This window comes from Arthrobacter sp. MYb227, from assembly GCF_002975435.1.
GTDB lineage: Bacteria > Actinomycetota > Actinomycetes > Actinomycetales > Micrococcaceae > Paeniglutamicibacter.
The window spans coordinates 1-9,862 of the sequence record NZ_PCPT01000021.1 but is presented as its reverse complement, the minus strand read 5'-3'; the positions used below and the strand labels follow the sequence as shown (position 1 = coordinate 9,862).

Here is a 9,862-nt window from a genome sequence, read left to right as displayed (position 1 = left end):
GCACTGCGGCGTATCCCGTGGCGATTTCATCGATGACGTGAAAGGCAGTGCCGGCTTCTGCCATCATCTTGCCTAGGGCAAATGCTGCATCTCGAACTTCCTCTTGCGTGGTCATGCGTCAACTCTAGGTGACACTTTAGGCGTGCGTCAACTCTAGGTGACAATGTAGTGTCTTTTTCATGAGTCGCCCATCTTGGACCATTGTTGAGGCCGCTGAACTATGCGGTGTTTCCAAGTCCACAGTTCGCCGTTACCGTGAATCCGGTAAGTTCCCCAACGCTTTCAAGGACACTGGCGGTGCCTGGAAGATCCCCATCGAAGACCTACTAGCCGTCGGATGGTCACCCATTGACCCTACGCAGAGCGTGCCCAGTGAGCCTATCCAGAATGATGCAAATGAGCGTATCGCCGAGCTTGAGCGTGCTCTGGAATTAGAGCGTGTTAAGCGTGAAGCTGCTGAGCGTATTTCCGCACAAACACAAGCAAATCTTGCCGACCTACGCACTGCCCTTAAGATGCTTGAGGGACAAGCGGTGAGCGTAACCCCTACGCCTACTGAGCAACCTGTGAGTTTGCCCCCTGAGCGTGAGCAGGTTAATCTGCATGAGCAAGCATCAGAGCCACCTGAGCAGCCCAAACGGCGTCGCTGGTGGCGTCCCTAACTAAGGAGCCGGCTATGCCCAGCACATCGTTACCCCGTCACCTAGCACGCCCAACTGACGAGACTCTCAAGCAAGAGCGAGATGCACTAATAATCAAGCGACTGAAAGAACGTCACGATATCCGTACAGTGCGGGATCTGGGCCGCGCAGCAGATGAACTGGGAATTTCTCCCTCAGAACTTCTGGCAAGTGTCGCTTAGCTCTTAACGCAGAAAAGACCCACCTTGATATCCAAACTAACAAGGTGGGTCTTTTCGTGTTTCAGCTTAACTCTTTAGAGTCGCTTCGTAGTGATGGAGCCGGTTGTTAACACGCCATTGCTCCATGTCACCCTCAATTGAGAACGTGCGTCCGTGCCAAATGACCTTGCTCTTAAGGCTCATTTGCTTGCCCCCTGTCTTACCAATTACCAAACGGTAGTAGGCCATGAGTGGAGGAACACCGCGCTCGATTGATTCAGTTGAACGGATCGGATTCACCTGCGCCGGGAAAGTTCCCAAAATAACATCAGGTAGCGGATACCCTTTCGGGTCAGTTCCACCAGGATTCTTTACCGTCACCCTGTCGTGAAAGATCATTTGGTGCGCTTTCGATATTGGTTCATCACGTAGGTTTCCGCGAGCGTCCACCCGCTGAATCCACCCTTGATGCTGACTTCACCAATACGGGTGTCGATCTGCTCAGGGTTGGCGATCAATCGCGCTGTAGCGGTCATGATTACCGTTCCGATAGCCCGTGATGGTTCGCCCAGTGCATCGAAGCCCTTACCCCTTGTGTAGGCCTCTGCATACACAGCAATGATCGGCAGGTGCTCGGTAGCAAGTGCGATCACGTCCGGGTCATCAGGTTGTCCAATGAACGCTGCCACCTTTTCGGGGGTTGGCATCATGGCTTAGCCCAGGTTGGTGATCTTGACGACGGCTTCAGGGTTCAGCGGCTTCACGTCGTAGCGAGCGATGACGCGCAGCGCCTGCTGGTCGTAGTCCGCGTAACGCTCAGTCAGTAGCTTCACGGTCGGTGCCATATCGCGAGCAACTGCCACCTGAGACATATCAGCGAGGGCAACGTTTCCGTCTGTGAGTCGCTTGGTAGGACTTACCTTCGAGCCCCAAAGTCGGAATACACCGTCTGCGGTCGGGTCCGGCTGGAGCAGGTACTGGCCGGTAGTGTCCTTGATCTTGCGCAGTGCGGTGAAGTTCGCCGGACGCATGAACCACTGGAGGGATGCAATGTTCACATCAGCTTCCAGTGCGAGGCCCCAGGCATCCAGAAGCATGTCCAAGTCCAGTTCGGCTGAGGTTGCATCGATTGACTGAGTGCCTGCCCAAGACAGCATGCCCTGTGGGGTCGTAGTGCCGTCACCGGTGCCCGCGAAAAACGCAGTATCAAGGGTTGTTGCCACATCAGTGACAAGGCGATCCTGTAGAGCGGAATCAAGTGCCACGATGGACTGACGAGCCAACTCGTTGGAGAAGCGAGTGATGACCTTGATCGACTTCATGGTGTCCGGCATCAGAAGCACTTCATCAAAGGTCGGGTCTTCTTCACCGATCAGTTCGTTCTGCCCGTGCCAACCCGGAACGGTTGGACCACCCAACTTTGGGATGCGGATTGCGGAACCGTTGGTGTCGAAGATGCGGGGGCCGGATGCGAGAAAGATGGACTTCTCTTCGAGCGGCTTAACAAGGGTCTTCTGGACCTGCTCAGCGGTTAGTTCAGTTGCATTGGTAGTTGAAACAGCCATGATGAATCCTTAAACAAAAATGGACCCTCTGCGGGGTCCGTCGAATATGTGGTTGGTGCGATTATTGGCACCGGGCCAGATACGCGAAAGGACGCCCACCTGGAGCGTCCTTTCATCATTGTATCTGGTCTTGCAAGCCTTATCCGGGCGTGATTGTAAAAGCCTGTCGCTTTCGACCCTTGGCCGCAGCAAGTTGCCGCTGCAAGTCGCGGTTCTCTACCTGTAGCTGTTTTACCTGCTGTTCCAATTCATGGATCCTGGCTTCTGCTTCAGTCATGTTTCCCCCTAGTTTGCGTGTGCGCGTAGTAGTCCACCGAGGCCGAACGCCTCAGCTTCATTGGTTGCACCCTGCCCAATATTCCCCATTGGCTTGCGAGACGCTAGATGGGGTCGCTCAGTGAGCAAACTCTGGATAGCCTCTTGAAGTGCCTCTGAGTCGCTCAGGTGAGCTTCATCAAAAGGCAGGTCGCGTGAATCTGCCAGCTTGCCGGTGGCATCGACTAGAGCGGTGTGGAGCCGAGTAGCGAGGTCATCAGCGCGCTTGGCACGCTCACGGAATCCCGCGGACTCTTTACGCAGCTTCACAACGTATTCCCTCGGGAAAGTCTCAGGGTCCGTAGAATCGCTCTCTACGGCCTCGGGAGTGCCTTCACCCTCCACGGGTGCGCTTGTGGCATCCTCGGCGCTCTGCGGCTCACCCTGATGGCTATCGTTGGGTACTTCGCCGGTTGGGTCGGTCGTAATTTCATCAGCCATTGCTCTTGGCCTCTCTATCTTGGATGATGCGGTCACGGTTGGAACGCACTCTTGCCTTAGCGGTCACCGAATGAATGCCGCGTTCAAATACTGGTTTCGGGGTGCATGTACAGCCCTTGTGGGAAGGCATGACGTGATCTTTCGGCCATGCTCTGCCGTCGCGCCACCACCACACGCACATCTGGCATGCGTCCGGTTCAAGGTTCCGTTCCCAGCCCTCGACCAAAGGTGATCGCTTCACGCCCTCCGAGTACGCATCAGCACCGGCTGCATAGGTAAGGTTCCTTGCCATGCGCCCGATACGCCCCTCGGGATCTGGCGTGCTGTTAACCGTTGCCAGGACAACCCGAACACCACCGCGTAGCTTCTTCATATCGGGTGTCACGCCTGTGGAAATTACTCCCACCGCCGTGCGCGTGCCCAAGGTCAACTCAGCAGCAAGAGACGTTTCAGCCAACGCCACCGCCTTAGCTTGAGACGTGCCAATGAGCGTGCTCATAAGCCCCACCGCTTCGAGATAGGTCAATTCACCGGCTTGCATCAGGTCATAGATCCTAAGAACCTTTTCCACCGTCGTATCGCCCAGCTTCACCAGAATGTCGCGGTAACTCATTGGACTAACTCAGCTAGGTCAACCCCTGCCGCGTCCAGTGCTTCGGTGCGCATCGCAGTGCGTACACGCTCCACCTGAGCAGGTGAGTAACCCATGTGTTCGGTCAAGAGCACGGTCAATGGAACACCAATGGACTTGAGCTTTACAGCAGCATCAGCGGACTGTGAAGGGGTGCGAGTCTCTGGTGATTCCCACACGGTTTCCACATCCACATCAAGCGGATCAACCCCATCGCGTACTGCCACAATCAGGCGTGCCACATCTGCCCATGCCTGACCAAAGAGACGCTGGAGCGCAAAAGCCCTGGCAACCAATGAAGCCTCAGCCGAACGGATCGCATCAGCAGACGCCGGCTGGTCACCGTGCAAGCCGAGATAATGCGGAGGTAGCCCACTGAGCGCACCAATCTGCTGAGTCACCGTTGCTGTCATATCCGAGTACCCATCAAGGCGTGCTGCATCGAACTGCCCAAACTTCGTCTCGGTATCTTCCGACACCCAAACCTTGTCCGCTTCTGAGGTGAAAGGTTCTTCTACATTGCCTTCGTCATCCTCGGTCAACTCAAGGCCGGTAGCCCAGCGGCGCGGACGCGCAAAGTGTTCAGAAGTGACCATGGCATCAGACATGAGCTTGTTAAGTGCATCGGTCAATCCGAGCAAATCCGACATTTCGGAAATACCGTCCATGTCCAGTAGCCGGCCCCGGTTCACAATCGGAACCACTGGAACCATGCCCAGCGGGTTAGGGATCGATTCAGTGACCACCCATCCATCGACCGGGTAGGTATCACCGGTGACATTGGCCTCGGCCTTCACCTTGTGAATCACGTCCGGCAGGTACAGCACACCCAAAGCCACGTTCCCATCGCGCCACCGCTTGAACGCAGAAGTCACCTCACGAGTTGCCGGATCATGAAGCACTGCCACCTGTCGGGGAGATTCCACCGTGACCTGTGGGCCGCGTGCCCCTGCCCACACAATGACGAAAGAACGCCCATAAACCAGTGCATCGATATGTGCCTGGGCGGCGCAGTCATCCATGTGGTTCTTTCGCCACACCTTCCACAATTCAGAATCAGTACCGGACTCATCACCGGGTTCACGGAATCCGATAGGGGTCAACCGTTCAGCAAGACTCGACACAGCCAGCTTGGGAAAGTTCACGCCCAACGTCTCGATTCCACCGCCCAAAGCTTCACGCGATTTCTTCGATAGGAAAGTAGCCGGCTGAGTGCCATTCCAGTAAGCATCCAGTATGTTTAGCGCCGGCATCGTTGCATCAAGCTTCTGAGACAGCTTGCTAATTTGTTCGTTCATTTCACGTCCTAAAAAGAGATTGTGCGCCCACGCTTTTTGCGTCGGCCATGATGCGCGGCTCGATCAGTTGCCACGATTGCGCAGATCGCAGCATCGATCTTGCGAGGTGAGTTCTTGCGGTCCTTAGCTACCAAGTCGCCAAGAGACGTTGACTTAGCAACACAGTGGGAGACATGTGAAGCCAGATCCTTATTGCCGTCATGGGTGATTGTTGATTCCACAGCGGATTGATACATACGGTCCGTGGCCGGGGCCATGCGCTGAGCATTAGCCGTGTTCCACTCGATGACCTTTCGTTCCCCGTGCTTGGTCTGCCACGCCTCAATTTCTGAGCGCCAACCCCACGGATCACAAGCAAGTTCCGCAACGTCGTACATCTCAAACGCTTCATCAACTGTCCGAGTGACCTCAGCCCTCGGTACGCGCCAACGATCATCGCCGGGGTTCTCCCACAGCCCGATCACAAACAAGTGCGGATCTTGGACGGTGCAACCAATCAGCGCCGTTGAGTCACCAGAAGCTGAGCCGTCGAAAGCCAGCACCACACGTTCCCCAGGCACCACTTCCCGGTTAGAGTCCTTGAGCCCATCCCACAAGCCCCACGGCATCCAGCCCTCGACACCTGTAACCCATTGACCCAATCGCAGCTGCCGAAATACCGGTTCACGAATCGTCTTGAGCACCGCCACCAGTGCATCCTCAGCAAGGAACGGCTGTTCACACGAAAGGGCAGGGTTAGCGATCCTCCACGCCTCTCGGTCATCAACCGCACAGCCATGCGGAGCCGCAAATTCCTTGAAGTAGAACTGAGGATCTTCACCGGATCTGCCATGCTCCACCAGCCGCCACATCACGGTGTCCGGAGAATTGGAAGGCGTACTGATTGCCAACGTCAAAGATTCAGGCCGCTTACCAGCAGCAGACGTGACAGCCTCCCAAACCTTCTCCGTGACCACGTGCAATTCATCAACAATCATGAGCGTGGGATCTAGCCCTTGAAGCGCGTCATAGTCAGCCGGCAGCGGTGTCATCGTTGCGTCCTGATGCGGCATGTACAGCCGGTCTTGGAAGATCTGCACTCGATCATCCAATTCAGGATTCAGCTGCACCATGCGCTTAGCCAGATTGAAAATGATCTTGGCCTGTCGAAGATCAGAAGCAACAATAAACACTTCAGGCGACATAGGACCGAGGAACATCTCAGCAAGCCCCATCATCGCCGCGATCCCAGACTTACCGTTTCCACGAGGCATCGACACAAGCCCAGTCCGAATGCCTGGAGCGTACGCATCAATGATGATTTGCTTCTGAAAAGCCCGAAGTTTCACCTTTTTACCGGCTCCATGACCCTTAGGAACCACCAAATATTCCTCGATGAACTTGATACGACGCTTCGCCGGATCACGTGGCCAGCCCTTGAAAGTCAAGGGATCTGCGGTAATAGCGGCTTTAGGACCAGCCATATGAGGTTCCTCCTTCCAGAAGGATTAGTTGACACTTGAAGTAATTAAGATTGGGACTTGGCAGGTGGGCCTTGCCGCCGCGCTGCGAGGGTCCTATGCCACCCGTCTGGCTTGGCCGCTCCACGCTTGACGTTGCAGGTGCGGCACACAACATCGATGTCTTGGAGCCGGATTGGTAGTCCTTGTGCTTTGCGGTCCCATGCTTCGGGTGAGTGGTCACCGGTTAAGTCTTCGGTGGTTCCACAGTCGGAGCAGAAGGGTTGTAGCTTGCGTGCGTGGCGGGAGAGTTTGAACCAGGCATAGTCGTACCCCCGCTTGTGGGCCGATTCCTTTGGGAACCGCTTTGGTCGGTGTTCATCGCATCGTGTTGCATCTGTGAGTTCTCCACAGTCCAAGCAAGGCTTGAGCAGGCTCATGGATCATTCGCTGTCTGTGTCCGTTGTTGGAAGCGGGTCTTCTTCGAGCCCTTGAGCATTTGTCAGTGGCAGCGGGTTCACTTGGCACCGCCGAACACATAGCGTGACGCTGGTGGTCGCTTGGCATCTTCGACCAGTAGGTTCTTGAATGCCTGGCGTGAGGTGTCATCGCGCAGCACACGTGTTGGTGTGCCGGACTCGTTGCGCTTGAGGTAGCGGCGTTCGTAGGCCAGATCTTCGTCGTCATAGCCAAGTGCCTCATGTAGGGCAGGTGTAGTGTTCTGGATGCTCATGGGTTTACCTTCCGTAAACGTTTGGGTACGCAAAGACCCCACACCTGATGCTTGCCGGCTCCCTGGTGCGGGGTCTTTCTTTTTTGGTGCTGTGTTGAATTGGTAAGGCTGGAAACTTTGGTGAGAATTACATCCCCGTCAAAAGCTTCTTTGGTGTCTCTCCGTGACCGCTGAGGCCTTGGGCTTGTCGTCTCCATGTGGCTGACTCTGTTTTGAGTGCTGAGAGTTTTCGTCGGATGATTTCTGCTGTTTTGGGGTCGGTGTCTTCGAGGTGCGTCATTGCATCTGCAAACTGTCGGTTGTTGTTGTTACTCATGATTTCCTCTCACGCGTTAAGTAAGGTGACGATCGCCCACGATGGATGATTGATTGATAAATATATAGATAACCTTTAAAACTAACCTCTAGGTAACCTATATGCGATACACGGGCGTATCGCTGCATGAACAGATTTGTATCACTGGGTGAACGTTTCTGTATCGCTCGGTGAACAAATATGTATCGCTATGCAGGCGACTGCTCCGGAGTGTAGGGATACTCTGGTGTATCGCTCATTGTTGCCCTACCCCTCCAAGTGCAACCTCAGATCCTTTTCTACGCCCTCCGTGTTCGGATCCAGGCAGGTCCCACATGGTCGATATAGGAAGTCGAGGAAATAGCGGGCGTTTCTTCCTGCCGACGCTTCCACTATTCGAGTGATAAGGCCCTTGGAAACCAGTTCTCGAAGCGCCCTGTCTGAGGCCATGCGGGCTGCGTTGTATAGCTTTTCGTCAACGTCGCCGGCGAGGACCATGCTTTTATCAAAAGTCGGGGGAAGGTCGAAGCCAAGAGCGCGGGCGCGTTTGCCGAGGCCTTGATAAAAAACAAGGCCTTCGCGAGTTTCATGGTCTTTATTCCAGTATCCGTTTTGCATGGTTGCTTCTGATTCAAAAGTGCTCAAGGCGATATGGCCGAGCATGAGTTGAGCGGAGGGTGAAAGATAAGTTCCTGGCGCTTTTTTGTCAGGGTGTTCCCGTTGCGCTTTTTCACGGGCGAATCTACCCATGTTTATAACCAGGTCTGTTGCGTGTTGGTGTGCCCGTACGCCCATGTTGTGAAGCCTCCATGCTTTCAAGCCCTTGAGGGTGTAACCCTCCTGATACTGAAAGTATAGCGATACAGTCCAGTATCGCCAAGCGATACAAATTTGTTCCACGTGGAACATGAGTATGTCCGCAAAACTGACGCACTCGACTTTGTTGGATCTTGAATGGTGAGTCTCAGGAAAACTGAGTGTGTCGGAAAAGTCGACGCACTCGCTGGTGTCCGGAAAAGAACTTCAGGCGATCGACAAAAGTAGCCGGGGTCATCGAACGCATTTCAAATGTGTTCGGCCCATTGGAATCTGAAACGCGAATGGCTCGGGAGGGTACGCGCTCAGTGCGTACCTTTTGGGCATTTCTGGCAAGAAGTATTTACCGGCATCAATAAGAACCCCGCTCACCAGAATTGGCGAGCAAACCTTTCGCTCATGATTTCTCATGAGAACTTGCTCCCCAAAAAAGGGGAGCGACCTTTACACCCAAATTGGCGAGAAGAACTTTCTGGGATACCAGAAAGAGGTCGGATTTCAAATCCGGTCTGGCAACCTTTCGGGATCCCGTAATGTTGAGAACTTTTCAGGGTCAATCCTGATTGATCATTTTGACCAGTGAATCTTCTGGTGAGTGACAGTTGCTTGTTGAGGTGCTCTACGTAACCTGAGTGCTCACGGGGTTGGCTGCTCTTAGGATCGATCCTGAGCAACTTAGACCGGAACTGGGTGCAGGTGCACCAACGCCACTGTTCCGGTCACTGCATTTGAAGGCTCGGGAAGTGGGAGGGCAGGGGCTTGCCTTGCTGCTCCAAGGGTTTAGTTTGGAGACTTCAAAGCAAGATAGCGACACTGCACTCGTTAGGACGGTGTAGCGGTCGGTTGGCAGGGTGGACCTGCTGAATCAAGATCCAGGGCATTACTTCTGGATAGTGGCGGCATGTGCACATAGATCTGGCAGACGGGTTGGTCTGCTGTAGGTGCTGGCACTCCTTCGATTCCGCGGATTGCTCGACGCGGTGAAACACCCTGCCTATGTGCTCGACAGTAGGACTGGATCTAACCCAGGGTGAGGGGCCGGTGAGGCCCTGTGTCCTTGTTTGTGTTGCCGTTCATACACGACACGCGGGAGACAATACCGCGCTAGAGCTATCTCCTAATTGGCGTCTGGTGATAGCATCTACTTATTGAGTTATTTTGCAAACTTCAGAATATCCCTCCAGATTGGCGTCCGGGGGGATATTCGCTTTTAAGCGGCGTGTCTACTTTCCGAACCGCTTGTGCGCGGCTTGCCTGGTCATCCCAAGCGCCTTGCCTATATCAGCCCAAGAGTTCCCGGCTTCTTTCGCGTCATCTACGCGCCAACCAACAATTGTTTGTGATGCTGCATGAATCTGTTGCAGGATCGCTATCTGTTGTAGCGGGTCGGCTTCGTCGCTGGTTGGGGTGTGCACTGCGGCGTATCCCGTGGCGATTTCATCGATGACGTGAAAGGCAGTGCCGGCTTCTGCCATCATCTTGCCTAGG

At 54.6% G+C, this 9,862-nt stretch carries 14 protein-coding genes; 2 read left to right on the top strand and 12 right to left on the bottom strand.

Going from position 1 to position 9,862, the window contains the following annotated elements:
• The first annotated feature begins 179 nt into the window (after positions 1–179).
• Together CQ018_RS19680 and CQ018_RS19675 are read left to right on the top strand one after the other, a co-directional pair.
• Positions 180–662, top strand: a complete 483-nt coding sequence (locus tag CQ018_RS19680; RefSeq protein ID WP_105551712.1) for a helix-turn-helix domain-containing protein — start codon at positions 180–182, stop codon at positions 660–662.
• Between the two features lie 14 nt (positions 663–676).
• Complete coding sequence (locus CQ018_RS19675; RefSeq protein WP_105551711.1) at positions 677–862, top strand: hypothetical protein; 186 nt, start codon at positions 677–679, stop codon at positions 860–862.
• Positions 863–928: 66 nt separating this feature from the next.
• Here CQ018_RS19675 and CQ018_RS19670 read toward each other — a convergent pair whose 3' ends face one another.
• The 12 genes from CQ018_RS19670 to CQ018_RS20170 form a co-directional block, all read right to left on the bottom strand.
• Positions 929–1,240 carry a hypothetical protein gene (locus tag CQ018_RS19670; protein WP_105551710.1) on the bottom strand — a complete coding sequence of 104 codons (312 nt, stop codon included), beginning with the start codon at positions 1,238–1,240 and terminating at the stop codon, positions 929–931.
• Positions 1,237–1,551, bottom strand: coding sequence for a hypothetical protein (locus CQ018_RS19665; RefSeq protein WP_105551709.1), 315 nt, complete (start codon positions 1,549–1,551; stop codon positions 1,237–1,239). The genes CQ018_RS19670 and CQ018_RS19665 overlap by 4 nt, the downstream gene beginning before the upstream one ends.
• A gap of 3 nt (positions 1,552–1,554) precedes the next feature.
• On the bottom strand, positions 1,555–2,406 hold the full coding sequence (locus tag CQ018_RS19660; RefSeq protein ID WP_105551708.1) for a phage major capsid protein: 852 nt from the start codon (positions 2,404–2,406) through the stop codon (positions 1,555–1,557).
• Between the two features lie 139 nt (positions 2,407–2,545).
• A complete protein-coding gene (locus CQ018_RS20175; protein WP_181150025.1) occupies positions 2,546–2,683 on the bottom strand; it encodes a hypothetical protein in 138 nt (45 codons plus the stop codon).
• Positions 2,684–2,691: 8 nt separating this feature from the next.
• Positions 2,692–3,162, bottom strand: coding sequence for a hypothetical protein (locus CQ018_RS19655; protein ID WP_181150023.1), 471 nt, complete (start codon positions 3,160–3,162; stop codon positions 2,692–2,694).
• The gene (locus CQ018_RS19650; RefSeq protein WP_105551707.1) at positions 3,155–3,775 is read right to left on the bottom strand and encodes a hypothetical protein; all 621 of its coding nucleotides are present in this window, start codon (positions 3,773–3,775) and stop codon (positions 3,155–3,157) included. The genes CQ018_RS19655 and CQ018_RS19650 overlap by 8 nt, the downstream gene beginning before the upstream one ends.
• Positions 3,772–5,091, bottom strand: a complete 1,320-nt coding sequence (locus tag CQ018_RS19645; RefSeq protein ID WP_105551706.1) for a phage portal protein — start codon at positions 5,089–5,091, stop codon at positions 3,772–3,774. Before CQ018_RS19645 ends, CQ018_RS19650 begins: the two co-directional genes overlap by 4 nt.
• Before the next feature lie 8 nt (positions 5,092–5,099).
• Positions 5,100–6,554 carry a terminase large subunit domain-containing protein gene (locus CQ018_RS19640; RefSeq protein WP_105551705.1) on the bottom strand — a complete coding sequence of 485 codons (1,455 nt, stop codon included), beginning with the start codon at positions 6,552–6,554 and terminating at the stop codon, positions 5,100–5,102.
• Positions 6,555–7,047: 493 nt separating this feature from the next.
• Positions 7,048–7,263 carry a hypothetical protein gene (locus CQ018_RS19630; RefSeq protein WP_105551704.1) on the bottom strand — a complete coding sequence of 72 codons (216 nt, stop codon included), beginning with the start codon at positions 7,261–7,263 and terminating at the stop codon, positions 7,048–7,050.
• Between the two features lie 127 nt (positions 7,264–7,390).
• Positions 7,391–7,579, bottom strand: coding sequence for a hypothetical protein (locus tag CQ018_RS19625; RefSeq protein WP_105551703.1), 189 nt, complete (start codon positions 7,577–7,579; stop codon positions 7,391–7,393).
• Positions 7,580–7,825: 246 nt separating this feature from the next.
• Positions 7,826–8,353 carry a hypothetical protein gene (locus CQ018_RS19620; RefSeq protein ID WP_146111963.1) on the bottom strand — a complete coding sequence of 176 codons (528 nt, stop codon included), beginning with the start codon at positions 8,351–8,353 and terminating at the stop codon, positions 7,826–7,828.
• 1,244 nt (positions 8,354–9,597) lie between these two features.
• A partial coding sequence (locus CQ018_RS20170; RefSeq protein ID WP_219844095.1) for a hypothetical protein occupies positions 9,598–9,862 on the bottom strand: 265 nt, incomplete at its 5' end.

Bases quoted from the DNA above. Each gene is read 5' to 3' on its own strand.
- CQ018_RS19625 (WP_105551703.1), bottom strand. From the start codon at position 7,579: ATGAGTAACAACAACAACCGACAGTTTGCAGATGCAATGACGCACCTC.
- CQ018_RS20175 (WP_181150025.1), bottom strand. From the start codon at position 2,683: ATGACTGAAGCAGAAGCCAGGATCCATGAATTGGAACAGCAGGTAAAA.
- CQ018_RS19680 (WP_105551712.1), top strand. From the start codon at position 180: ATGAGTCGCCCATCTTGGACCATTGTTGAGGCCGCTGAACTATGCGGT.
- CQ018_RS19655 (WP_181150023.1), bottom strand. From the start codon at position 3,162: ATGGCTGATGAAATTACGACCGACCCAACCGGCGAAGTACCCAACGAT.
- CQ018_RS19640 (WP_105551705.1), bottom strand. From the start codon at position 6,554: ATGGCTGGTCCTAAAGCCGCTATTACCGCAGATCCCTTGACTTTCAAG.
- CQ018_RS19670 (WP_105551710.1), bottom strand. From the start codon at position 1,240: ATGATCTTTCACGACAGGGTGACGGTAAAGAATCCTGGTGGAACTGAC.
- CQ018_RS19645 (WP_105551706.1), bottom strand. From the start codon at position 5,091: ATGAACGAACAAATTAGCAAGCTGTCTCAGAAGCTTGATGCAACGATG.
- CQ018_RS19665 (WP_105551709.1), bottom strand. From the start codon at position 1,551: ATGATGCCAACCCCCGAAAAGGTGGCAGCGTTCATTGGACAACCTGAT.
- CQ018_RS19675 (WP_105551711.1), top strand. From the start codon at position 677: ATGCCCAGCACATCGTTACCCCGTCACCTAGCACGCCCAACTGACGAG.
- CQ018_RS19650 (WP_105551707.1), bottom strand. From the start codon at position 3,775: ATGAGTTACCGCGACATTCTGGTGAAGCTGGGCGATACGACGGTGGAA.
- CQ018_RS19660 (WP_105551708.1), bottom strand. From the start codon at position 2,406: ATGGCTGTTTCAACTACCAATGCAACTGAACTAACCGCTGAGCAGGTC.
- CQ018_RS19630 (WP_105551704.1), bottom strand. From the start codon at position 7,263: ATGAGCATCCAGAACACTACACCTGCCCTACATGAGGCACTTGGCTAT.
- CQ018_RS19620 (WP_146111963.1), bottom strand. From the start codon at position 8,353: ATGGGCGTACGGGCACACCAACACGCAACAGACCTGGTTATAAACATG.